Here is a 24815-nt window from a genome sequence, read left to right as displayed (position 1 = left end):
ATTAAAGACTTCATTGCTACCCCCAAACTCAACGGCTATCAATCCCTCCATACAACCGTCTTTTGTTTGCACGATCGCCTGGCTGAAATTCAGATCCGCACCCATGATATGCAGCGAACCGCCAACTATGGAATTGCCAGTTACTGGTATCTGAAAGATCGCATGGGCAAAGAAGGCTCGCCCAATAGCTGGAAGCTCTCCTATAAGGAGATGGTGGCCTGGATTGAGCAGCTTCGCCAATGGCAGCAGGAGCTTCCTGAGAGCGCTGACGAGTTTGTCGAGGCGTTTAAAGGGGATGTCTTCCAGGATCAGATCTTCGTCTTTACGCCAAAGGGTGAGGTCAAGGATCTGCCTCGGGGCTCCACACCGCTCGATATGGCCTATCGCATCCATACCGATCTGGGTGATCACTGTGCCGGTGCTCGCATTATCACCAACATGGATGAGAGCGGACGCCTGGTCACGCGCCTGGTTCCGCTGGATTATGAGCTCAAGGGCGGCGAGATTGTTGATATTATGACCAATGTGGCTGTACATCCCACCCGCGATTGGCTTCACTTTGCCCGCACGAATGCGGCCCGCAACAAAATTCGACGGTACCTCAAAACCTATGAACGCGAGATCAACCTCCAACTAGGACGTGAACGCCTGGATCTGGCCCTCAAGACAATGGGTGCGACCGGGATCAATGAGCATATCGAACAGCTCTTGCAGCGTGTACGGGCAGAGGGGAGCGGAAACGCGCTTGCCCGCTATGCCACACTCGATGATCTCTATGTTGCAATGGGACGCGAGGATCTCAGCGTTGAGGAGGTCAAGAAGCTGCTACTTCCGCTGTTGCAGCGCGAAGGCGAGATACGCGAGCCAGTGTGTACCGAGACTCCGGCTGTGGAATCTGGCTATCAGGAGAATGAGGCGGCTGACCTTGTCAAATTGGCTGAGTGTTGTTGTCCCATTCCAGGTGATACAATAATAGGTGTCCTGAGTCCGAATCAGGGAATGTATGTTCACCGTACGGATTGTTTACGTTTGAACGCTGTACGCGAGAAGAATCCGGGTTCGCTGGTAGAGGTTCACTGGCGGCAGCTTGCACCGGAGGCATACCTTGCACCTATTACGATTGTGGCGCATGATCGCTCTGGATTGTTGCGTGACGTTGCCGCGGTTGTGGCAGACGCCAGTATCAACATGACGACAGTCACTTCGACGACCAATGCTTCTTCACAAAAAGCGGTGATTACCGCCACGCTGGAAATAAGCGCTGAAGGGGTTCTGGATCAGTTGGAGCGTATTCTGCGGCGCCTGCGTCAGGTAAAGAACGTTGTGAGTGTTGACCGCTGCTTGACAAGCCATTAAAACCGATTTTCCTCGATAGCCCTCCTTCTTGTTTGGTAGAAGTAATGTGTTAGGGCTAGTCAAAATGTACCATGCTGTTTGCGTAAAGAAATGTTTTTCTGAGGGCAGCGTGTTAGTACTAAGAGAGGACCATCAAGTGTTTACTCGATGTACCTGGTAGTACTGTCAGTTGCCACGAAGTATGAGCAAAGCCCTTGCTGCTGGTATGGTGTTGAGGCTGGCTCACTCAAAACTGCGCTTAACCACTGTCTGCTGTCGTGTACAAAACAGGATGCTTGTTGCTGTCCCGAAACCAGCCCGCTGGTTGTAGTGAAACATTGTTTGTGACGAAAGCTGTAGGTACGGATTTTACTGAGTATTCTGGAGAGCTTACCTAGCATATGTATGGTCATGGTTAATATGTCTCTAGATCAACAAGTTGTGGCACGCGATCACTCAGAAGAAGAGAGAAGACTGCTTGCCCTGGTACGCCAATATGTGGCACCCCCAGACGACATTACAAAAATTGAACAGGCGCTCACGCTGGCAGTGCACAGCTATCAAGATCTTGTCGATGAACGTGGAATCCTTCTGATCGAGCATGCTCTTGAGGTTGCCCTGATTCTGGCGCAGATGCATATAGATGCGATCGGCGTCATGGCTGGATTGCTCTTTGAGGCTGTAGATGCGGATCTTCTCCCTCTTGAACAGGTAGAAGAGATAGTTGGTAGCGCGACTGCCCATGTCATCTATAGCATGGAGCGATTTAACATCCTTGAACGGCGGAAACAGAGCGCGCTCAGCGCCCAGAAGAGCAGTGAAGAGGATGCCAGTAGTCCAGGTGTTGCCAGTAGCACAGAGAATAAAGAGAGCAAGAAGCCGCGTGTTCGTGAGGCGATGCGTCGGCAGCAGGCCGAAACGGTGCGCAAGATGTTTGTCGCGATGGCTGAGGACCCCCGCGTTGTCGCTCTCAAGCTGGCATACCGGCTACATACAATGCGCTATATGTGTAAACCTGACTATCAGGGGGATCAGCAGGAATTGCTGAACCTCGCCCAGGAGACGCGTGAGATTTATGCGCCTCTGGCCGGGCGTCTGGGTATGTCGCGCATTGAGAGTGAGCTAGAAGACCTCGCCTTTAAGATCCTTGAGCCAGAAAAGTATGAATGGGTTCGTGGTATTGTTGAAGCCGAGAGCAAACAGTGGCGCTCGTATGTGGACCGCATCTGCGATGTCTTACGCAAAGAAATGAAGGCTATTGGCGTGAAGGCTGAGGTGTCCGGGCGTGTCAAGCATCTCTGGAGCTTTTATAAGAAGCTGGAACGGAATGCCGGGGATGTCGGAGGGGATCTGGAGGCTCTGAAGGCCGCAGCCGATGTGAGCCAGATTCATGACCTGATAGCGTTTCGGATACTGGTTGATTCTACTACAGATTGTTATGTCGCCCTCGGCCATGTTCATAGCCTCTGGAAGCCGAAGGAAGGACGCATCAAGGACTTTATCGCAAATCCCAAGCCGAACGGCTATCGCGCGCTGCATACCACAGTCTTCTGTCTGGATGATCAGCTTGTCGAGATCCAGATCCGCACACATGAGATGCACGAGATGGCCGAATATGGTGTCGCGATGCACTGGCATTATAAGGATGTCGGTGACACGGCCTCATCTTCTGCGAAGGAGCTCCTCACCTGGATTCATCAGCTTGCCGAGTGGCAGCAGGAGCTACGCGCCTCTGGCAATACCGATAGCGAGTTTGTGCAGGCGGTGAAGGATGACTTCTTCGAGGAGCAGATCTTTGTCTTTACGCCAAAGGGCGAGGTAAAAGATCTGCCGGTTGGCTCGACGCCGCTGGATTTTGCCTATCGTATTCATACCAAGATTGGCGATAAGTGCGCGGGAGCGCGCATCATTACCCATGTGGAAGGGGCGGACGGTGATCGCCTGGTATCGCGGATGGTCCCGCTGAATTATGAGCTGCAAAGTGGCGAGATCGTCGATATTGTGACCAATCGAAGCGCCCATCCTACCCGGGACTGGTTGAACTTTGCACGAACGGCTGCTGCTCGCAATAAGATCCGTCGCTATCTGAAGACGCACGAGCGTGACATCAACATTCAGATCGGGCGTGAGCGCATTGAGCATACCCTCAAAACGATGAACCTGCGGGGCGTTGATCTCATCAATGAAGAGATTGAGAATATGCTGTGCAGTGAACTGAAGATGCAGTCGTTTGATGATATTCTGGCTGCTGTCGGCGCTGATGATCTTCGGGCACATACTGTGTGTGCGAAGGTGCAGGAACATCTCCAGGCCCGCGAACCGAAGGAGAGCAAAGAGCCAGAAGGAAAGGTGACGCCACCGTCTTCCACACGTCAGGCGCCTGCGAATTTACAGGTAGCGGGCGTTGAAGGCCTGCTGACGAGGCTGGCCAACTGCTGCTATCCTCTGCCCGGTGATGAAATTGTTGGCTTTATTAGCCGGGGCAAAGGTGTCATTGTGCACCGTGCTGACTGTCAGAATATTGCTCGTTTAAAGGGAGGGGAGAAAGATCGCCTGATTGCCGTGAACTGGACGGGCATGAGCCAGACGCGCTATCACGCCCCGATCATTATCCTGGCGCGTGATCGCCCTGATCTGATCCGGGATATCGCGACCGTCATTTCTGAGTACGGGATTAACCTGAACGCCTTCCATACGCGTCAGGGGCTGAGTCGCGAGCAGATCATTGTGAGCGCGACGCTGGAAATCAATAACCTTGAGATTCTGCCTCGCATCTTTCAGCGGCTTGAGAAGATCAAGGATGTGCTCTCGGTTGAGCGCGATACGGGGAAGAAGATCAAGAAAGAGGAGTAGCAAGGCAAGAAGGGGATGCCCTGGTCCGCTTACTCGTTGTGGATAACACGATGAAGTTGGTAGAAAGAGTGTATGAAGGGCTACCACCCAGGGCATGCTTTATTATAAGCGGTACGTGTAAATCTGTGAATTGCAAGATATGTTACCGCAAAAAATGCCCTGACGCTATGCCCAGAAGAGTTACCATGTTCTCAGAAATGAGTAAAGTCCCCACGGGAGGATGGATCGAAAAAGATACCGCCCTCCTGTGGGGACTCACCCAGCAGGTGTTTCTTTTTTTGAGAGGATATATTTTTTAGCCGCGCAGGCGTTCCAGCACGGGAGGCTGGCGAAGCTTTGCCAGTGCGCCCGCCTCAATCTGGCGTACACGCTCACGGGTGATACCCAGTTCGCGGCCTACTTGCTCCAACGGATGCGCCTGACCATTGCCCAGACCGAAGCGAAGCTGCAAGACCAGTTGCTCACGTGGTGTCAGCACGGATTCCAGGACGCGTTGGACCTCATCCTTAAGGGTCTGGGTCGTAGCCAGTTCCTCCGGCGAGGCCGACTCGGTATCTGGCAGGACGTCTCCGAGTTCCTGGTCATCGTCTTCACCAACAGGTAGTTCAAGCGAGACCGGTGCGCCTGGTGCTGCCTGGAGCTCCATCATGCGGACAGGGTCCAGTCCAGTAGCCTCGGCTAGTTCCTGCTCGGAAGGCTCGCGACCGAGCTCCTGAAGAAGGCGTTGACGCTCGCGGCGAATTCGGTTAAGCGCAGTATTGACATAGACTGGAAGGCGAATGGTACGGCCTTTATCTGCAACAGCTCGACTGATGGCCTGTCGAATCCACCAGGTCGCGTGTGTGGAGAAACGGTGACCGCGGCGCCAATCGTAGCGCTGAACGGCGCGAATAAGCCCGATATTTCCTTCCTGGATCAGATCAAGCAGAGTCAAACCACGACCGACATAGCGCTTGGCAATACTGACGACAAGACGCAGGTTTGCCAGAATAAACTGTTTCATTGCGTCGCGATCGCCCGCCTCAATGCGCTTGGCTAACTCAATCTCGCGCTCGTGGGTAATCATCGGCACACGGCCAATCTCGCGTAGATAAGTCATCACTGCATCGGATTCACCGGCGTCGGCGGCATTGACCATATTTTCGTCATGATCTTCTGAACGACGACGTCGGGTACCGGAGCGGCGCATATTACTGGCCTCTCCTGTCTCAATAGATGGAATGGCAAGGATGGGCTCATCTAAATCGTGGGAATCAGCGGAGGTGACATCATCGTGCTCATCTTCTATGACAAGCGAGGCAGAATCATCAGCAAGGTCAAGAGAACCAGCCTCCAGATCGTTTAAAGCTTCATCCTCATCCAACTCAAGGTCATCATCTTTAAAGTTCTCTGGAAGATCATCCGCCGCTGTATAGTCAAGATCCTGTGCAAGCAGATCTTCGACAGGGTCAAACCGCTTGTTCGGATCTGAGGTTTTCTGAGATTTATGGAAATTAAGCGTAGATCCTGTCGCACGCTTTATGTCTATCATTGTGCGCCCTCCATGAAAAATTGTATATCCTAAGCAGCAAGATATAGGTCTGTCGGTCTGGTCCTACACTCAACTCAGGAAAGCGAGCCTTCTCCGGACCATTCTGTCCGAGCGCCGAGTGGGAGGAATGCAAAGACGTGCAAATTAACTCCGTTGGTTGTTTGTCTGCTTAATATTGGTTTATTGCTACACTTAACAGCCCAGAAAGAGCTGCTGCTACATTAAGAAAACACAGTCAGGCCGGAATTTATTCCTACTCCAATTATAACGCATGCTTCCCTCTCATTCTAGTCCTTCTGACTCATTTTTGAGCTATACTCTGGTGAAAATGTACAAAACCGTATAAAATTTATCCTTTTTAGTGTATACGTTAGACATCATTCCAGAGTGGCATTTAGGCTCCCCTGGACGAGCAAACGCTTCAATGAGAAGTTCATGGCGGAGAAAGAGGATGCATGTTTCATACTCCATTGTATCGGCATAAGAAAATGTTTCTATACTTCCCTCTATTATCCAGAGCGTGTCAATATGCTTTGCCTCTGATAATGGATGTCTGTTGTTGTGACATACAAAAGGATGTACAGGTGAGCGTGAAATGTTTTGTATTGAATGAGGAGCTTTAAGGGTAAAGTGATTGCTCTGTCGAAGAGAGAACGATTATAAAGTGAGAAATAGACTCATGATAGATGAAATATAGATGTATCAAATGCTAAATGAGAGAATAGATCGACCTTTGGCATGCTTGAAGCCTCTGTACAGAAATGATAGAGTGGCATCTTTCTGATCAGGTTGGGACGCGTCTGATACCGCTTTCCTGTGCCAGAGCCCTCATACTTGACGCCTCTGTATCTATTCTCTAGAATAGCAATATGAGTGATATTGAGAATGGCTTTCAAGTAGCTATTAAGCGAGTTGATCCAACTCTGCCCTTGCCAACCTATGCGACCGCCGGTTCAGTCGGCTTTGATCTGTTCTGTCGTGAAACGATGACTGTTGGTCCTCGGGAACTGGCGTTGATTCCTGCCAATGTGATTGTGCAGACGCCGCCGGGCTATATGCTGATGCTGACTATGCGCAGTAGCACGGCGAAACGAAAAGGCCTGCTAATGCCCAATGGTGTGGGGGTGATCGACCAGGATTATTGTGGAGAGGGGGATGAGCTGCGTATTTCCGTGTATAACTTCCGGGATGAAGCAGTGATTGTTGAACGAGGTGAACGAATCGCGCAAGGCATCTTTGTTTCGGTAGCGCAAGCACAGTGGCGTGAGATCGACGAAGTTGGCACAGGGCGAGGTGGTTTCGGTAGTACAGGTGTGTGATGGCGCTCAAAGACTTCTATGCTATTCTGGGTGTACCACGAACTGCCACGCAGGAGGAAATCAGGCTGCGATATCGCACCCTTGTGCGGCAGTATCACCCGGATCTAAACAAAGAGGCGTCGGATAACCGTATCAAAGAGCTCAATGAGGCCTATGATACGCTTGGAAATGAGGCGAAGCGCGCTCGCTATGATATCGAGTTTCTCGAAGAGATGCGCTATCGCTTGCTCCGCGAGGAGATCCGACGCCGGAAAGAAGCTGCACGGAACAAGCAGAAGATGACCTGGAAACAGGGGTTCTCCGGCTTTTTCCGTGAGCTGAAAAAAGAAATGCGGTAGATCTCTCAGGCTATCAGGCGCGTTGCGCCATCAGTGCTTCGATCTCCTCAATGGTCTTCGGTGCATCGAGGGTGATGTTTTCACAGCCATCTTCGGTGACGATCACGTTGTCTTCGATGCGAATGCCAATGTTGTAGTAGGCCGGATCGACGCCCTCTGTTCCTTCTGCGAAGTAGAGGCCCGGTTCGATGGTGAAGACCATGCCCGGTTCAAGCCTGACGTCCTCATCCCACAGACCGGAGCGTTTGTAGGGTCCTTTGTCATGCACGTCAATACCGAGCCAGTGGCAGGTAGCGTACATGTAGAAGGGGGCATAGGCTTTATCCGCGATCAGTTGCTGGACCTCTCCCTTCAGAACTCCCAGTTCAATCAGGCCCTCAACCAGAATCTCAACCGTGCGGTTATGAATATCGGTCAGAGTGATGCCGGGTTTGACCATCGCGATGGCGCTTTCCAGCGCGTTCAACACAATTGAGTAGACCTTCCGCTGTGTCTCGGAGAAGCGCCCATTGACGGGATAGGTACGGGTGATATCAGCACTATAGTATTGATATTCACAACCGGAGTCAATCAGCACAAGGTCACCATCCTGCATCTGGCGGCGGTTCGTATCATAATGCAGAATAGTGCTATTGGCTCCTGAGCCAACGATAGGCGCATAACCGTGCCGGGGTGACCCGTGTTTCTGATAGACATACGAGAGAATGGCTTGCACCTCGTATTCATGCATTCCCGGTTTCAAGGCCTTTAAGACCTCGCGATAGGCTTCCGCGCTGATTTTGGCCGCCTGACGAAGGATATCCAGTTCCTCGGGTGACTTGCGGACGCGCATTTCGCTGAGAATGAACTGCGGATCGATGATCGCCCGGGGGGCCAGTCCCTTGCGTCGGAAGCGCTGAAGCAGTTCAAGCAGGCTGGTATCGTAGTTGGAGGCTGTTCCGCTGCTATAATAGAGATTTTTGCATCCTTTGATATATTCGGGGAGCTTCTCATCAAGCTGATCAAGCGAATAAGCCACATCCGCGCCATAGTCTTTGACGGCACCTTCGGGGCCTGCACGGCGTCCCGTCCAGGTCTCCATTTTGGGATCACGAGGAGGAACAAAAAGGATAAAGTGGTGCTCCGGGTGTTCGGGGGCCAGCACACAAATAGACTCCGGTTCCTCAAAGCCGGTTAAATAATAGAAGTTGCTGTCCTGACGATAGGCAAACTCCAGGCTATCGCCGCTCCGTTGATAGGGGGGACAGCTTCGGAAGATGGCAACGCCACCATCCATCCGCTGCATAAAGGTGTTTCGACGAGCTGCAAATGACATTTGGGTTTTATCCTCCACATTTCAAGAATGAATAGGGATGCATGCGCTCAGGAGATGGCCCATCCTTTCCCATCAGGGCCTGCTGTAAGCACTTGTGGGCCTTTCCTGGTAATAGCAACAGTATGCTCGAAATGGGCGCTGGGAGAGCCATCGGCGGTCGCCAGCGTCCAGTGGTCGGGAAGTGTCTGGAAGGATCGGCTACTATAGCTGACCATTGGCTCAATCGCGATCACGAGACCAGGCTGTAGCGGGAAATCCCCATTGATCTGATACTGACGAGTATAATAGTTTGGCACCTGGGGCGGCTCCCACATCTCTGAGCCGATACCGTGACCAACCAGCCCTTCGAGGACCTCAAAGCCCGCCTTGTGGACAAAATCTTCGATTCGCTGGGCTACCTGGCTCCACATCCGACAGCGAGGAATGGCTTCAATCGCGATTTTCAGGGCCTTTTCCGTGACCTCAAGGAGTTTCTGTTTCTTCTCATCGACCTGTCCGACGACGTAGGTAGTTGCGGCGTCCCCACACCAGCCATTGAGTTTTGCGCCAATATCGATACTGACAATGTCGCCTTCTTGCAGGCGACGGGACCCGGGAATCCCGTGTACGATTTGCTCGTTCACTGAAATACAGGTTGCGGCGGGGAAGGGAACTTTTCCGGGAACACCTTTGAAGAGTGGAGTCGCGTTCTGTTCACGAATGCTGCGTTCGACGGCTTCATTAATCTCAGCAGTGGTAATGCCCGGCTGGATCAAGGCGGCGGCGGCCTGATGCGCATGCCAGACGACCAGGCCTGCCTTGCGCATTGCGGCTATTTCCTGGTCACTTTTCAGATACAACATAGACTGGCTCCTGAGACTCTAGCGTTGAATCATGAAACGGTTCTGCAATGAATACAATAGACTCTAGAAGCGGCCTCATCTGCTTTCATGGAATTTGCTGCCCTGTGAAGCTATCCATGAAGCTGAAGCCTGCCCTTCTCTCTCATCTCCCGTCGAGGAGGAGATGTGCAGCAGTTCTTTGAGAGACTGCCGGGGATTGAAACTACGTTCATGATGAAGGGAAACAGATAGATAAAAACGAAATACTGAGGTGTATCATATCTCAGTATGGGTGAACTTGCAAATAGATAGATATAGCTGTAGCGGGCAGCAAGGTGGGAAAACGAAAGGGCAATCAAGAGCAAAATAGCCGTGGAGGAAATTCTATGATTGCCCTTTTTCGTTCGTTCTCAGGGTTGTAGTAGATTGTGCAAGGTTCGTTCAAAGATTGCATAGGCTCGCTGATCGAACAGAACAAACTGCACATGTTCCAGGCTGGTTGGTTGCTGTAATTGTTCAATCGTTGTGCGCAGCGCGATCAACGCCGCTTCTGGCAGCGGATAGCGGTATGCTCCCGTGCTCAGTGACGGGAAGGCAATACTTTTCACGTGATATTGCTTCGCCAGAGCAAAACAGGCCTGATAGGCGCTTTTCAGCAAGGCCTCAGGGTTGGGGTGATGGCCGTAGACAGGGCCGACGGCATGAAAAATATAGCGAGCCCTCATGTACCCTGCCGAGGTAGCAACCGCACTTCCAGTCGGGCAGCCTCCGATTCTCTGGCATTCCTGTTTGAGCGCTGGACCTGCTGCACGGTGGATTGCTCCATCGACACCGCCACCACCGGTGAGCCCCGAATTGGCCGCGTTGACAATCGCTTCGGCTTCTACCTCAACAATATTGCCTTGAAGGAGAGTAAGCGCTGTTTTGTTGATCGTTTTTGTGAGCATACGCAATCGCTTTTCTCGCCACTGATGGAGTCGCTCTATCAGCGGGCTGACGTTTCAAAAAGGAACCATGCAATTATGAAGAAGATTTGACCCCCTGGCAAGTGGAAAAGTGAGCACTCTTCCGCTTGCCTCCGAGTATCTTGCCAGGGGTTTTTGCTGCTGGCAGTGAGCATGGTTGATTGTTTGTTTGTTCTTTTGCTTGTTTGTTTGTTCCAACCCTCAGCAATGCTAAACACTGCTGCAAGGCTCACCCTGAGAGGTGAGGGAGGAATGCAGGCTTTCACTCTCGTTCATGGAATCAAAGGCCTCAAGAGATTCCTCGCCACAAGGCGAGGAGTCCCTGACGGAGGTTTGTTTGTGACCCGGTCTGTGTCTTCCATGAAAGCGAGTAAAGTCGCCTACAAAACCTCCTTATTTCTTTCCTGAAACCGTTTTGTCCTCTGGGAAAGTATGCGTTATTTTTTGAGAACAGCTTCTGACAGTTCTTTTCCGGGAGAGAAGCGCACACGCTCTTTTGCCGGAACGATGATCTCTTTTCCGTCGCGTGGATTGACCCCTTTGCGCTCCGCGCTGGTGCGTACCTTGAAGGAGCCAAAGCCGACCAGACGAACCTCGTCGCCGTTTTCAAGCGCTTCGCGGATTGCGTCTAAGGTCGCTTCCAGCACTTCTGCGGCTTGCTTCTGTGAGAGTTTTGCCTGTTTGGCGATACGCCGTGAAAGTTCTTGACGACCAATAGTCTGAGATGTTGTGGTTTTTCCTTCGGCCATAGGTACTTAATCCTCCTTGCAACTATCATTTCTGTCGCTCTTTTTGTAGTTTCAGTGGAATAAGGCTGAGCTTTCCTTATCCCCGATATTACCGGGCTTCTAGAGCGACACTACAACCTCACTGCCGATAGGCAGTATAACACGCGAATTTGAGAAATACAAGCGTGTCACTATGGATAGAGATTTGAATATATATAGTAAATCCGCTCCAGAAGCGGGATCATATATGTTGGAGCGGACGAAAAATGGCTTGAAAAGCGGGTTGTTTCCTGCTCATTTTTTGAGCGATTTTTGCTCGATTATATTGCTGTGTATTGCAGAAAATCCTCGCTCGATTGCTGTAGATGTACCTGTTGCTGTGCACGTAAATATTCCAGATGGGCGACTACCTCTGCTACTGCCATGCGCCGCGTCTCATCGTCTTTCAGGCGGTCGCCGAAAATTCGATCTGTAATAGTAGCTGCCTGCGCAGGACCATCTGTAAGCAGATGTAGAATTTGGTTGCAGCGCTTCTCGTGATGACGGATAAGGTCGGCTATTCGTGCCTCAGGATGGGCGAACGGTTCTCCATGTCCGGGGTAGACGGTGTGGATGGGGAAGGTTGCAACCTTTTGCAGAGAGTTGAGATAGTCACCCAGTGGGTTTGGTCGATCCTCTTCTGTGTAAAGGCCGATATTTGGCGAAATTCGGGGCAGAATATGGTCAGCCGCAAGAAACACCCCATCTGTCTCTCGAAACAGGCAAATTTGCCCATCTGAGTGCCCTGGCGTCCAGATCACACGATAGGAGGTGCCCGCCAGACTGATCTGCTGTCCATCTTCAACCGGGGTGATCTGTTCAACGCGCGGGACACGAATCAACTGACGCATGATACGCGGCTCAACCTTTGTGTACCAGAGCTCGGTTCGCGGGAGCCCGTGACGTGCGAGGAAGTGGGAGGTCTTTGCAAACCGTTCCGCCATATGCTCCATCTGAAAATAGTGAAGTGCAGATCTATCGATGGAGTGCATATAGACGGTGGCCCCGCTTGCCTCCTGAAGCTCCGCCGAGAGGCCGACATGATCCGGGTGATGATGAGTCAGCACTATGGCGTGCAGGTTGCTCAGGGAGAGTCCCGCCCGCTTTAGGCCCTCTGCCAGCGCTTCACGGGCCGGCGGGGTGCCCATGCCGGTATCAATCATAGCCCATCCATGCTCACCAACGATCGCATAGATATTAACTGTGCCGAGTGGGAATGGGATCGGGATCTCAAACCTGATGATAGTATCGTTATTTCTGCTTGTCATGCCTTTTAGTATAGCATATCATCTTCTCAATTAACTGTTTGCCAGGGAACAACTTTTCTCCTGCCCTTAGAAACAGGAAGAGCAAGCATGAAACAATGGATCCCGGGCAGCGGAGCAATGGTAGTGCTTGCTTCTGTTTTTTGCTGAGATGTGCCTGAGAATCCAGTATTTAGAGGAGGGAAATACAGGAATACTGCATCCAAATCTTCCGTTGATTCTGCTATAGGTGTAATCTCAAAAAGGGGTATAGCAGGAAGATTCTAGTGCAGACATAGTTTACGCTGAAAGATTTGGGCGGCCCGCTGTCAGAGAAGCATGAGCACTTTATGTTCACATGTGGAACAAGCAAGAGCAGGAAAAAGAGCGCAACCTGAGCTTCCTGTCAGGTGAACCGAGGCGGTTTGCCAGAGATACACACAATATTCTATATGATATCTAATTGTATATATGCATTCGCCTAAAATAGGTATTTCTCTATCGTGTTGTTACTACTGAACAGAGAGTTTTCCACAAGTTATCTATGACTGAGCCGAAAATTCATTGTTAAGACTCTTTTCTGAAGTGCTCTCTGGTGTTACAATAAACTGGAGGAAAGAGGGAATTTTTCTGGTGAGCCTGGCCCGGCTATGCTTGATGGGTGGCGCGAGACGCCTGTTTCTGCTAGAGTGTCAGAAACATGGCGGAGGCTTCTGCTATTTGTAAAGGCATGAGGACATGTCTATCTATCTACGCGTCAGGAAGCCCGATGGGTACTGCCCGACAAGTAAGCGTGCGCTCCGGGCACTACCAGCAGCAAGTACAGGAAAAACGATACAGGGGAAAGGGTATTTCCCTTTGCAATACACTAGAGAACAACAGATGATTATGAAACAAACGCAGCATGTGCCGGTGATGATGGATGAGGTGCTGACCTATTTGCAGCCTACAGCGGGAGGAATCTATATAGATGGGACACTGGGTGGTGGCGGACATACCAGAGCCATTCTTGAGCGCAGTTCCCCTGATGGACGCGTGCTCGGCATTGATACTGATTGTCAGGCTATCGCCCGGGTGCGTGAGCAACTCGCTGATTATGTTGAACAGGGTCGCCTGCTTCTTGCGCATGGCAACTTTGCCGATATGCACCGGTTTGCCGAGGAGGCACAGCTTCCCTTTGTGCAGGGAATCCTGCTCGACTTGGGCTTCTCTTCCCATCAGATGGATAGCCCAGAAAGAGGCTTCTCGTTCAACGCCGAGGGCCCGCTTGATATGCGTCTGAACCGTGAGCAAAGTATTACTGCTGCCGATCTGGTGAATACGGCCAGCGAGGAAGAACTGGCAGATATCTTCTGGCGCTATGGTGAAGAGCGACGCTCGCGTCAGGTTGCGCGGCGTATTGTACGCGAAAGGGCGAAGCAGGCTCTCACGACCACGGCCCAACTGGCGCGACTGGTTGCGGCTGAGGTGCATGCAAAACCGGGAGCAATTCATCCGGCGACCCGCGTGTTTCAGGCGCTGCGGATCGCGGTTAACCAGGAACTGGAACGCCTGACAGAGGCGCTGCCGCATATGCTTGACCTCCTCAGTGCGGGGAAGGCCGAGGGGCCCGCGCCCCGGATGGTGATTATCTCGTTCCATTCGCTAGAGGATCGCATTGTCAAAGATTTTATGCGGCGCGAGGCTACAGACTGTATCTGTCCGCCTCGAATGCCGGTCTGCGTGTGCGGACATAAAGCTCGTTTGCGTATTGTGACGTCGCGGCCTGTTGTGCCCGGAGAACAGGAGGTAAGCGCCAACCCGCGTGCACGGAGCGCGAAATTGCGTGCAGCAGAAGTGATCATCCAGTCGTAGTCTGTTTCTTTGATCCTTGTAGAAGAGATGTCTCCGAACCGGCAGCTCGAAGGAACAAAAGGCGTTATGAGTAAAGAGCATAGAGAATCGACAAAGCGAGCTCCTACAACACCTGTTCTGGCGACGAGGCGGCGTCGCCAGCTCCATCCATTCTTCTTTCGGATCGGGCCTGTTACTCTCTGTATTATCAGCCTTCTTCTCATTGGCCTGATGGCTGTCCTCTATTTGAGCCAGCAGGGACGTGCTGTGGCTGCCAATCAACAGATACAGAATCTGCGTCTGGCACAGAAGGAGCTGGAAAGAAAGAACCAGGACCTTCAGGAGCAGCTCGCGAAGGAGCGTTCGCCCTCTCATATTGTTGAGCAAGCGCAAAAAATGGGCATGAAACAGGCGGACCCCAACTCGGTTGAGGTGATTGTTGTCCCTCATCTACGTCCGATACCGGAGCCGGGGAAGTAGCCATAACTCGGTGGTCTGTCGGAAGGAGTGAGAGCGGATGAGTGCAAAATTACAGCGCGCGCGTAGCCGGCAAATGGTCCTTTTTCTGCTGGTTTGCCTCATCATGCTTTCATTGCTTGGTCGTCTCTATTACTGGCAGATTATCCGTCATGATGATCTGGCGCGTCTGGCGGAGGAGGAGCATCGTCAGAACCTTGTGGTCAATGCGCCCCGGGGCCTGATTTTTGATCGCAATGGGCATCTCCTCGCCTCGAATGTCATTCGTGACGATGTGTATATCGAGCCGTATCAGCTTGCGCTTGATATACCAGATGCAGAGAAGGCGCAGCACAAGCAGGCCGAACTGATCCGCATGTTACGCAAGGTCTTGCCGGATATTCCCGAAGAGAAGCTATCACGTTCCTTTGCTTCTGGTCTCAGCACAGTGCGGATCGCCACGCTGATCGAGCCGGAGCAGAGCGAGCAACTGCGTCAGCTCCATCTGCAATATGTCTTTCTGGAACCGCGCCCGGTGCGGGTGTACCCCAATGGTGACCTTGCGGCACAACTGCTCGGATATGTGCAGCCGGACAAGGGCGGATTGTATGGCATTGAGGGAGCATATAATACGATGCTGGCAGGAAAGCCGGGCAGCTTAACGGCTGAAACCGATCTGAACGGCAATCCGTTGATTGTGGGGGCCAGCTCTCAGCAACCGGCAGTCAAGGGGGCAAACATTACCCTCACGATTGATAGCACGATGCAGTATATTGTTCAGACGGCGCTGGCGCAGCGTGTGAAAGAGGTAGATGCGCAGGGCGGAAGTGCCATTGTGGTCGATGTCAAGACAGGTGCCATTGTGGCTATGGCAAGTGTGCCGTCCTTTGATCCAAATCACTATAGCGATTATTATAACAAACTGGGGTGTTTACATTCCGTCAGTGTGTATTTTAATCCGGCAATGTATTGTACCTATGAGCCAGGCTCGACAATGAAGGCCGTGACGCTGGCTATGGCACTGGATCAGGGCCTGATTACACCCGGGCAAACATTTGTTGATCCCGGTATAGTCTATTTTAAGGATGCCGCACCTGTACGCAACTGGCAGGGGAAAGCATACGGAAAAAGTACCATGACCGATATTCTGACGAACTCGTCGAATGTGGGGGCGGCAAAGATCGCGCATGACCTGCTGACGGCTCGGCTCTTCTACCCGTATCTGGAAAAATTCGGGTTCGGGCAGGTGACCGGGATTGGTGGGGCTGAACAGGCGGGGACCTATCGCACTGAGAAGAGTGTGGGATGGACGCCGACCGATCTCACACGCCAGTCATTCGGGCAGGCGATTACCGCGACGCCATTGCAGGTTGTCATGGCCTATGCGACGATCGCCAATCAGGGCCGGATGATGCAGCCGTATCTGGTGGCTTCCACTGAAATGGATGGGAAGATACAGCAAACACAGCCGCATGTCCTGCGCACGGTGTTGCAGGAGAAGGCGGCAAAACAACTTCAGGAGATGTTGGTCAGCGCTGCTGATCACAACAGGCAGGGAACAATTCCGGGATATAGTGTCGCGGTGAAGAGTGGCACGGCAACCACGCAGGGCATTTCTGATGATCAGACGGTTGCCTCAATGGCTGGCTTTTTACCGGCCTCGAATCCTCAGTTCGCGCTTCTGGTGAAGCTGGATCATCCCCAGAAGACGATTTACGGAGGAACCGCGGCTGCCCCGTTGTGGGGCGAGATCGGGCGACAATTGATGTGGTATTACCATATAGAGCCGGATCGGTCTGTATCGTAGGGATTGTTCCGGGTTGAGATAGCTTGAGGGATAGGCTATGCAGCAAGAGAATCAAGAACCGAAGTACGATGAACCTGAATTGAGCGCTACCTGGAAAGAATTGCTAGGGCAATCGGTCGGGCCGAACTCGCAGCAAGCGGAGCAAATTCCGGAACTGAAGAGTGATCCCTGGACCTCGCTTGCCCATGCAAAAGGGGTTGAGGAGGTTGACCTGCAGGAAGTGTGTCTTCAGATGAGCGCTCAGGAGGTAGAGCGCATGCTTGAGATAATGCCAGAGGAAGAACAAGACCAGGAGAAGAAAGAAGGCAAAAAGCAGAAGCAAGGGGAATAGGCCGGGTTGGGCCCGTCCACTCGGTTCATTGCTACACAGGAAAACTCCTCAGGATGACTGTAATTGAATATCTGTTCCAGTAAAGCGAGAGCATGTCACAAAAGAAGGCAAAGTCTGTGAAAGGGCGTCAGAGCGAGCGTGCAGCAGCGGGAAGGCCACGCAAGGAACGAGCCTTCCCTATCGGGCGTTCTCCGGCTCTGGAAGCTGCGCGACAGAGGGTGGGCCAGCAGTCTGAGAAGGCTCGAGGCCAGACAACAAGGCGGCAGCAGCGGATGAGCAATGCTGCTGAGGCGTCGGCCTTTCGATATGCTCCTGCGGCGAAGAAGCGCTTGCCTCCAATGCAAGACCGTTTGAATGCTCCGGGTGTTTTCTCTCAACTGACAGAGATGAGTGAGGGGCTGTTTTCCAGCCGGAAGGGTGGGTCTGCGGTTCAAGATATAGAGAGCGTAGATGAAGATGAGCTTGAAAAGCTACGTGAGCTTGATCTTGAACTGCGTTTACCTCGGGTTCCTGGGAAGTTTGACTCTGTCTTGCTGGTCGTGGTGCTGCTGCTTTTGATGATTGGCCTGATTATGGTCTATAGCGCCAGCTCGTTTATTTCGGCGCGAGCCTATGGAAGCCCATCCTACTTTTTCCAGCGACAGTTAATCTCGGCGCTGCTTGGTGTCATTGCCATGCTGGTGACGATGCGGATCGATTATCGAATCTGGCGCCGCTTTTCATTGGTGGGGATGGCGATTGTGCTCCCCTTGCTGGTACTGGTGCTGGTGTTCGGAACGAATGCCTATGGCGCGTCCCGCTGGTTTACTCTGGGTCCCCTCTCATTTCAGCCAAGCGAGTTGACCAAGCTGGCGCTTTCCCTGTATATTGCTGACTGGTTAGCCCGAAAAGGGAATCAGGTCAGGAGTTTTCTGTATGGCCTGACGCCGTTTGTGCTCCTGGTCGGCTTGATTCTCGGGCTGGTATTACTTGAAAACGATATGGGAACGGCGATTGTGATTGCCGGGCTGGCGACGGCGATGTTTTTCACTGCCGGGGCAAATATTGCGCAATTCCTGCTGGCGGTTGGTTGTGGGCTGCTGGTCTTTGTGCCGCTTGCTTTTCGCGGCTACCGCTTCTATCGCATTCTTGGCTTTCTCAATCCGTTGAAACCTGAATTTATTACTAATATTAACTTACAACTGTATCAGTCTCTGCTTGCTCTGGGCTCGGGTGGCTTTTTCGGCCTATCTTTGGGAGCAAGTAGACAAAAAACGGGGTATCTTCCGTTTCCACATATAGACTCAATTTTTGCGATTTTGGGCGAGGAGTTAGGTTTTGTGGGTGGTGCGATCGTTATTGTGCTTTTTCTGGCTCTGGCCTTTCGAGGGTTTCGTCTGGCACGGCGGACACAGGACGTCTACGGGGCTCTGCTGGCAACAGGATTGACTACCTGGCTGGTCTTGCAGGCGGCGGTCAATATCGGCGCTTCGACGGCCTCTGTCCCCTATACAGGGGTGCCTTTGCCATTTATTAGCTATGGCGGCACCTCGCTGATTGTGTCCCTGGCGGCAGTTGGAGTGCTGCTGAATATTTCGCGCTATATCCAGGAACCGGAAATTCCGTTACTCTCGCGGCGCACCATCACCGAAACCTTCCGTCTGAAGCGTAGAAAAAGCGATCTGTAGCTTTTTGAAAATGAACGTCTGCTATCTTTAAAGAGCGTGTATGAAGGAATGCTTGTATGAAAGTATTGATCTCTGGAGGTGGCACCGGAGGCCATATTTATCCGGCGCTTGCGGTTGCCATGCAATTGAAAGAAAAATATGATGCGGATATCCTATTTCTGGGGAGTGATGATGGCCTGGAGACGCAACTTGTCCCGGCGGCAGGCTTGCGGTTGGTAACGGTGAAAGCCGGGAAATTGCAGCGCTATGTCTCCTGGGGAACGATCAAGAAAGCGGCGCGTGTTCCGGTCGGGATGATGCAGGCGATCGGGATTGTGCGGCGCTTTCATCCTGATGTAGCGTTTACCAGTGGTGGCTATGTGGCCGTTCCGGCTGGCCTGGGAGCGCGGTTGAGTGGCGTTCCCCTGTTAATGCATCAGCAAGATGTTCCCCCCAATCTATCGAATAAGCTCCTGATGCGGTTGGCATCGCATATCTCGGTTGCCTTTGCCGACTCCCTGCGCTTTTTCCCTTCGCAGAAGACCTCACTGGTTGGTAACCCTATACGCCAGGAAATTCTCGATGTGCGCTCAAAGACACCACAGGAGGCACGAACGGCTCTGGGCTTTGATCCCGCTGTCCCGCTCTTGCTGGTGACTGGAGGGAGTCAGGGGGCGCGGCATCTCAATCAGGTGGTCTGTAAGGCGTTGCCTGAACTGCTCAACCATTGTCAGGTCTTGCAGATCAGCGGGAAGAAACTATTTGAAGAAACGCGCTCTCTGTCCGATGAAATACTGAAGGGGAGCAGCGAAGAGGTACGAAAACGCTATCATCTGGTACCCTATATGTCAGAAGAAATGCCGCTGGCATTGCAGGCCGCAGAACTGGTTGTCTGTCGGGCGGGAGCATCAACCCTGAGCGAGCTGGCGGTACTGGGCAAACCAAGTATTCTTGTGCCATTGCCTCCCGGAATTGGTGCATCACCGCAAGAAGCGAACGCCGCAATGTTTGGGCGTCAGGGCGCGGCGGAGGTGGTTATCAATGATCAATTCACGGTTGAGGCACTGCTTGAGCGGACAAACCGTCTCTTTACTGAGCAGAGCGCGCTACAGATGATGGCGGAGGCCGTCAGCAAACTATCTCTCCCGGATGCCACCGCAACGATTGCCGACAAGATCGCGCAGATGGCACATGTATCGGGTGTAACAACAGCAAAGAATGAGGTACTGAGCATTTGAAACAGTCGCATTTTCATTTTATGGGTATAGGCGGGCATGGCATCTCGTCAGTGGCGCAGATGGCCTTTCAGCAGGGTGCAAAGGTCACTGGTTGCGATCGAAGCGAGTCCGCCAACACTCGCGCCCTGCGTGAGGCCGGAATCTCTGTCTCGATTGGCCATAGCGCGGAGCATCTGGAGGGCATAGACGCCCTGATTATCAGTCCGGCGGTGACTGCACTCGACCCGGAGAACCCGGAGCTGTTGGAGGCGCAGCAGCGGGGAATTCGCGTCATGACCTGGCAGGAGCTCTTAGGCCAGTTGATGCAGGGGAAATGTGTGCTCTCGGTCTGTGGCGTGCATGGCAAGAGTACCACGACAACCATGCTTTCGCTGATGCTGGTTGATGCCGGACTCGATCCAACCTGTGAGATTGGCGCGGTGGTGCCGCGTTTTGGTGCGAATTACCGCCTGGGACAGAGCCAGTATTTTGTGAACGAAGCCGATGAGTTCAACCATAACTTCTGGCATTATCATCCGCGTCTTGCAGTGATCAACGCAATCGAGTACGAGCATCCAGAGTTTTTCCCGGATTATGAGGCGTTCCTGACCGCATTTGAGCGCTTTGTTCGGGGCATGGACCTGACGGGCGATTGGCCACTAGAGCCGACGATTGTCGTGAATGCGGACAGCCAGGGATGCCGCGATCTTTGTGAACGGCTCGTCGATTGGCCGGGCAGAACCGTGTTTTACAGTATAGCGGGAGAGAAAAATCTGGCTGATTGGGAACTACCGCGAAAGAGCCTGCTTTTTGAGGCATATGATATAGAGCTGGAAGGACAAACCAGTTTCCGTGTGCGAGTGCGCAATGCGGAGGCGCATGGTGTGGCCGCGTTCCCGGAAGAGCGCATCACCTTGCAGTTACCGGGGCTGCACTATGTGCAGAATGCCCTGGCAGCGCTTTCGGCTGCCTATCTGCTCGGTATTGATGCCGCCTCGCTGGCGCGGACGCTGGCGGGCTTTACCGGAACGCGCCGCCGCTTCGAGATTCGCCATCAGGGCGCGTTGCAGGTGCAGGGTAAGCAACTGGCTGATATCACGCTGGTGGATGATTACGCCCATCATCCGACGGCGATTGCACTGACGATTGAGGCGACCCGGAAACGCTATCCCGGAAGCCGGGTACTTGCCGTCTATCAGCCGCATATGTATAGCCGGACAAAGACCTTCTTTGAGCAGTTCCTATCAGCATTCGATGCTGCGGATGTCGCGATTATCTCCGATATCTACCCGGCGCGTGAGGTTGATACGGGATTGATTCACTCGCGGGATCTGGTGAACGAGATTGCACAACGGCCTCGTTTCGCGGGGCAGGAGGCCCGGATTCTCTATGGCGGCACGGTGCGGGAGACCGTGCAGTTGCTTCGCGAGATGTTACAACCCGGCGATTTTGTCGTTATTATGGGAGCCGGTGATATCTATATGGTGACAGAGCTGCTTTTGCAGGACAGAGCATATCAGGTATAGAGGGAAGAACATGACATTCGATATTGACACAGCTTTGCCAATTTTGCAGGAACGTTTCGGCGAGCGCATCCGCCGCAATGAGTTGCTTTCTCGACACTGCACTTTTGGCGTCGGGGGACCGGCTGATATCTGGATGAAGGTTGAAAAGCGGCAGGACCTGATAGATCTGGTAACGCTCTGTTCCAAGCATCGCTGGCCTATCCTGTTTACGGGCAACGGAACCAATGTATTGTATGCTGATGCAGGCGTGCGTGGTATTGTGGCCCAGATCGCTCTAACGAGCTATACCATTGAAGAGCAGACAGATGGAACTGCCTTATTGCAGGCTGGAGCGGGTGTGAGCTGGCCCAGCCTGTTGAACGACCTTGCTGCAAAAGGATGGGGCGGGCTGGAATTTGGCCCCGGTATTCCCGGAACGCTTGGCGGTGCGGTCATTAGCAATGCGGGAGCGCATAAGGGCGAACTGGGACAGGTCCTTGAATGGGTGGATGTCCTGGACGCGCGGCTGTGTGAAGAGACACCAATTGAGCCGGAAGTGGTGCGCTATCCGCATGCTGACCTCGCTTTGAGCTATCGCCATAGCCGCTTTCGTGCCCATCGTCGCGTTCAATTTGATGAGGATGGGTATCCGGTTGCGGCTCCACGCAGGTTAATTGAGCCGGCAGAAGTGATTATGGAGGTTGGCGTGCGGCTCCATCGCGATGATCCGCAGACGCTGAAGGCAAAAATCAGCGAGTACAAGCATCATCGTAAGGTCACGCAGCCGCCCCAGAAGAGCGCCGGTTCGGTCTTTAAGAATCCACCTGGAGATTTCTCGGCTCGCCTGATTGAGATGGCGGGGATCAAAGGCCTACAGATAGGAAAGGCGCAGATTTCGGAGCGGCATGCCAACTTTATTGTCAATCTTGGTGGTGCTCAAGCTGCCGATGTCGCGGCCTTAATTCGTGAGGCCCATAATCGCGTGCTCGAACAGTTCGGGGTCAATTTGGAACTGGAAGTCGAGCTTCGCGGCGAATGGAAGGTTGCTCCATTGTCATGACCGACAGAAGGCGACTACCGGAGCACAAAGCGACGAAGGGCAGTCGTGGGAAAGGAACCGAGCTCCGTCGAGTGCAGGCGCGGGAACAGCAGAATGTGGCTGCTCCCATTGTCCGGCGTCCCCGCAAGCAAGCGGATGAACCGTATGCAGGGGGGGCAGTGGGACGAAGCACAGTTCTGGACGGGCTGGCCGGGAGTCGTGTGGTACGTCGCCTTCCTGCTGGACAAAGCGCAGATACCCCGGCACGAGCTGGACGCCGTGGGGGCATTACCTGGAAACCGTTTCTCTTTTTGGTCGGTATCATTGTACTTCTTCTGGCGCTCTTTTTTGCGTTTACCAGTAATGCCTTTCAGATCAAACGCCTGGCTGTTGTAGGGACGCGGAATCCTGCCTTGATCCGTTCAATCGAGAATAGTGGCGTGAGGGGTCGAAATATATTTCTCGTCAATATTCCCGGAGTGAAGGAGCAAATAGAGGCGCTCCCAGCAGTCGCGTCAGCGGACATAAGCAAACAATGGCCCGATCAACTGGTTATTCATGTGGTTGAGCGCAGGCCGGTCCTGCTCTGGCAGACGCCGGAGGGGGCATGGAGCATTGATCGTGAAGGGGTGGTTGTGGCGCCGCTTGCTGATACAGAGGGCGCTGAGAAGCTGCCGGTTGTTCTGGCGGCCTCGGGTGTACTGCAAGCGGGCAAGAACGCCACTATCCGCCCGGGAATGCGGCTGAATCGTGCTGAAATCCAATTCGCGCGCGATGTTTTTGCGTCTCTACAGAAAATGACCGGTATTGGACGGTTTCAATTACGCTATGATGGTACAATGTATGCTAATACCACGAGTGGGCCGGGAGCGCAACGTAGATGGGGCTCGTTTAGAGTAGAAAGCGCTGAGGGGTGGATTGCCTATCTGGGCAGCGCGGACGATCTGAACCCGGTGGAGAACAAGCTTCAGGCGCTGGAACGTATACTCGCTCTGGCTCAGAGAAAGCATCTCTCGCTGGCAACTATTGATCTCCGCTACGGGTATCGTCCGATTTATACTGTAAAACAAGAGGAAAAACGGTAAAGGAAAGATGGGTGTGGTGACGCAGTGGTACGCCGAGTCCCGGCGGAGGTGGCTACCTCCTGTCGTCTTCGTAGCGCGTCTCTCATTTGTACCGCCCAATAGGAGCGTCTATCGTGCAAGAGCGGGTGATTGTCGGTATCGACGTTGGAACAACAAAAGTGTGTGTCCTGGTTGGTGAGCTTGATCGTGATGGCAAGTTGAGCATTGTGGGTGTCGGCACCTGTCCTTCACAAGGGTTACGCCGTGGAGTGGTGGTAAACATTGACGAGACTGTTTCATCCATTACTGCGGCATTGGATCGAGCTGAGCGGCTCTCTGGTAAGAAGATCGCTTCAGCATATGTCGGCATCGCGGGCAGCCACATTGAATCGGAGAATAGCAAGGGATTTGTCGCTATCTCGCCTAAACATCGCGAGATTGTGCCGAATGATATCAACCGGGCGATCGAGATTGCGCAGGCAATTTCTTTGCCGGCGAACAGGGAAGTGATTCATGTCATCCCTCGGGGATATGTAGTCGATGGGCAAGAGGGGATTAAGAATCCCATTGGCATGTCTGGATTTCGTCTGGAAGTAGAGACGCATATTATTACCGGGGCCTCTTCTTCTATCCACAACCTGATGAAGTGTGTGGATCGGGCACATGTTGAGATAGAAGATCTGGTGCTGGAGCCTCTGGCTTCGAGTGAGGCCGTGCTGGCCGAAGGAGAAACGGACCTGGGAGTTGCGCTGGTCGATGTGGGGGGTGGCACAACCGATATTGCTATTTTTGCGGATGGGGCAATCTGGCAAACTGTTGTACTGGGAATCGGGGGCAACCATATTACCAACGATATTGCGATCGGTCTGCGCCTGCCGCCAGCGGTTGCCGAGGAACTCAAGGTGACATATGGGCACTGCGACCCGGAGGCGATCAAGCCAGATGATATGATAGATCTATCGCAGTTTATGCCCGATTGTAATGATCTGGTTCCGCGCAGGTTACTGGCAGAAATCATTCAAGCCCGCGTGGAAGAGATGTTTAGCATGGTTCACGAAGAGATCAAGAAGTCTGGTTACGATGGGCTACTGCCTGCGGGAATTGTGATTACCGGCGGGTGCGCTGAGTTGCCAGGAATTGTAGAGGTGGCGAATCGAACGCTTGACCTCCCCGCCCGGATTGGTATGCCACTGGGATTACATGGACTGGCTGACTCGATTAATCGGCCCGCCTATGCGACCGCAGTTGGTCTTCTGATGTGGGGCCTGCGCAATGGCTCTCTGGTCGAAGAAGAGGAATATGATCCTCCAGGAGCTCCCGGCGATTTCAAGTCTCGTTTTGGCCTCTTGGGCCGTTTAGTACGTGCGTTTTTTCCATAAGCGAGGTTTCTATTATGGTTGTTGAGAGAAATGTGATATTGTACGTTCTA

General features: G+C 52.9%; 20 protein-coding genes. 14 read left to right on the top strand and 6 right to left on the bottom strand.

The annotated features are described in order from the left end of the window. A partial coding sequence (locus EI42_RS24060) for a TGS domain-containing protein (RefSeq protein ID WP_146505415.1) occupies window positions 1–1356 on the top strand: 1356 nt, incomplete at its 5' end. Between the two features lie 477 nt (window positions 1357–1833). Then, window positions 1834–4188 (top strand): RelA/SpoT family protein, encoded by a 2355-nt coding sequence (locus EI42_RS24055; RefSeq protein WP_211326328.1) that lies wholly within the window; start codon window positions 1834–1836, stop codon window positions 4186–4188. 295 nt (window positions 4189–4483) lie between these two features. Here EI42_RS24055 and EI42_RS24050 read toward each other — a convergent pair whose 3' ends face one another. Next, window positions 4484–5719, bottom strand: a complete 1236-nt coding sequence (locus tag EI42_RS24050; RefSeq protein ID WP_111325195.1) for a sigma-70 family RNA polymerase sigma factor — start codon at window positions 5717–5719, stop codon at window positions 4484–4486. An 869-nt stretch (window positions 5720–6588) separates the two neighbouring features. Here EI42_RS24050 and dut point away from each other — a divergent pair. Continuing rightward, window positions 6589–7038, top strand: coding sequence for a dUTP diphosphatase (gene dut, locus EI42_RS24045; RefSeq protein WP_111325194.1), 450 nt, complete (start codon window positions 6589–6591; stop codon window positions 7036–7038). Then, window positions 7038–7376 carry a J domain-containing protein gene (locus EI42_RS34480; protein ID WP_170142871.1) on the top strand — a complete coding sequence of 113 codons (339 nt, stop codon included), beginning with the start codon at window positions 7038–7040 and terminating at the stop codon, window positions 7374–7376. The genes dut and EI42_RS34480 overlap by 1 nt, the downstream gene beginning before the upstream one ends. Window positions 7377–7389: 13 nt before the next feature. Here the strand turns inward: EI42_RS34480 and EI42_RS24035 are convergent, their stop codons facing one another. The 5 genes from EI42_RS24035 to EI42_RS24015 all read right to left on the bottom strand — a co-directional run bounded on the left by EI42_RS24035 (window position 7390) and on the right by EI42_RS24015 (window position 12512). Next, window positions 7390–8691, bottom strand: coding sequence for an aminopeptidase P N-terminal domain-containing protein (locus EI42_RS24035; protein WP_111325192.1), 1302 nt, complete (start codon window positions 8689–8691; stop codon window positions 7390–7392). Window positions 8692–8738: 47 nt separating this feature from the next. Continuing rightward, window positions 8739–9533 (bottom strand): type I methionyl aminopeptidase, encoded by a 795-nt coding sequence (gene map / locus EI42_RS24030; RefSeq protein WP_111325191.1) that lies wholly within the window; start codon window positions 9531–9533, stop codon window positions 8739–8741. A 389-nt stretch (window positions 9534–9922) separates the two neighbouring features. Continuing rightward, a complete protein-coding gene (locus tag EI42_RS24025) occupies window positions 9923–10459 on the bottom strand; it encodes a macro domain-containing protein (RefSeq protein WP_111325190.1) in 537 nt (178 codons plus the stop codon). 455 nt (window positions 10460–10914) lie between these two features. Then, a complete protein-coding gene (locus EI42_RS24020; RefSeq protein ID WP_111325189.1) occupies window positions 10915–11226 on the bottom strand; it encodes an HU family DNA-binding protein in 312 nt (103 codons plus the stop codon). Window positions 11227–11525: 299 nt separating this feature from the next. Beyond that, on the bottom strand, window positions 11526–12512 hold the full coding sequence (locus EI42_RS24015; RefSeq protein ID WP_111325188.1) for an MBL fold metallo-hydrolase: 987 nt from the start codon (window positions 12510–12512) through the stop codon (window positions 11526–11528). Window positions 12513–13370: 858 nt separating this feature from the next. Here EI42_RS24015 and rsmH point away from each other — a divergent pair. The 10 genes from rsmH (at window position 13371) to ftsA (ending at window position 24765) form a co-directional block, all read left to right on the top strand. Beyond that, window positions 13371–14342: a 16S rRNA (cytosine(1402)-N(4))-methyltransferase RsmH gene (rsmH, locus tag EI42_RS24010; protein ID WP_111325187.1), complete on the top strand. Its 972-nt coding sequence runs from the start codon at window positions 13371–13373 to the stop codon at window positions 14340–14342. Between the two features lie 66 nt (window positions 14343–14408). Then, the gene (locus EI42_RS24005) at window positions 14409–14801 is read left to right on the top strand and encodes an FtsL-like putative cell division protein (RefSeq protein ID WP_170142870.1); all 393 of its coding nucleotides are present in this window, start codon (window positions 14409–14411) and stop codon (window positions 14799–14801) included. A 37-nt stretch (window positions 14802–14838) separates the two neighbouring features. Continuing rightward, complete coding sequence (locus EI42_RS24000; protein WP_111325185.1) at window positions 14839–16584, top strand: peptidoglycan D,D-transpeptidase FtsI family protein; 1746 nt, start codon at window positions 14839–14841, stop codon at window positions 16582–16584. Window positions 16585–16621: 37 nt separating this feature from the next. Continuing rightward, window positions 16622–16915, top strand: coding sequence for a hypothetical protein (locus EI42_RS23995; protein WP_111325184.1), 294 nt, complete (start codon window positions 16622–16624; stop codon window positions 16913–16915). Window positions 16916–17007: 92 nt separating this feature from the next. Further along, complete coding sequence (gene ftsW / locus EI42_RS23990; RefSeq protein ID WP_111325183.1) at window positions 17008–18582, top strand: putative lipid II flippase FtsW; 1575 nt, start codon at window positions 17008–17010, stop codon at window positions 18580–18582. 56 nt (window positions 18583–18638) lie between these two features. Then, entirely contained in the window at window positions 18639–19799 is a 1161-nt protein-coding gene (murG, locus tag EI42_RS23985; RefSeq protein ID WP_111325182.1) for an undecaprenyldiphospho-muramoylpentapeptide beta-N-acetylglucosaminyltransferase, read from the top strand. Next, the gene (gene murC, locus EI42_RS23980) at window positions 19796–21304 is read left to right on the top strand and encodes a UDP-N-acetylmuramate--L-alanine ligase (RefSeq protein WP_111325181.1); all 1509 of its coding nucleotides are present in this window, start codon (window positions 19796–19798) and stop codon (window positions 21302–21304) included. Before murG ends, murC begins: the two co-directional genes overlap by 4 nt. Window positions 21305–21314: 10 nt before the next feature. Then, a complete protein-coding gene (murB, locus tag EI42_RS23975) occupies window positions 21315–22343 on the top strand; it encodes a UDP-N-acetylmuramate dehydrogenase (RefSeq protein WP_111325180.1) in 1029 nt (342 codons plus the stop codon). Next, entirely contained in the window at window positions 22340–23407 is a 1068-nt protein-coding gene (locus tag EI42_RS23970) for a cell division protein FtsQ/DivIB (protein WP_170142868.1), read from the top strand. Before murB ends, EI42_RS23970 begins: the two co-directional genes overlap by 4 nt. Before the next feature lie 113 nt (window positions 23408–23520). After that, complete coding sequence (gene ftsA / locus EI42_RS23965) at window positions 23521–24765, top strand: cell division protein FtsA (protein ID WP_111325178.1); 1245 nt, start codon at window positions 23521–23523, stop codon at window positions 24763–24765. Window positions 24766–24815: the final 50 nt, after the last annotated feature.

Source organism: Thermosporothrix hazakensis, assembly GCF_003253565.1.
In the GTDB taxonomy this organism is placed as follows: Bacteria; Chloroflexota; Ktedonobacteria; order Ktedonobacterales; family Ktedonobacteraceae; genus Thermosporothrix; species Thermosporothrix hazakensis.
Note: the sequence above shows the minus strand (reverse complement) of the source record. Positions and strands in the feature narration are given on the sequence as shown.